The organism is Chromohalobacter sp. HP20-39 (assembly GCF_033052815.1).
Classification (GTDB): domain Bacteria; phylum Pseudomonadota; class Gammaproteobacteria; order Pseudomonadales; family Halomonadaceae; genus Chromohalobacter.
In genome coordinates this window covers 1-232 of record NZ_JAWHTP010001222.1, presented here as the reverse complement: position 1 = coordinate 232, position 232 = coordinate 1, and the positions used below count along the sequence as shown (strand labels likewise).

Genomic DNA, 232 nt, shown 5'->3' with positions numbered 1-232 from the left:
CGTCGGCGCGCTGCAGCTGCTGCACGTGGACGCCGCCGCGCCGGACGTGAAGCGCATCGACGCCGAGCCGCTGGACGAGGCCGAGATCGAGCAGGCACTGGACCGTGCCGTGACGCCCACGGGTGGCATGGCCGCCACGGCTGACGAGGAGGCCGAGTTCCGTATCTCCATCGCTGGCGCGCAGGACAAGACGGCCCTGCTCTGGCATGAGGGCCACTGGTGCCGCCCGCTC

At 72.4% G+C, this 232-nt stretch carries 1 pseudogene; it reads left to right on the top strand.

Annotation, left to right across the window (positions count from 1 at the left end):
• Window positions 1-232, top strand: a pseudogene (locus RVY79_RS21780) (type II toxin-antitoxin system HipA family toxin); the annotation flags it as partial.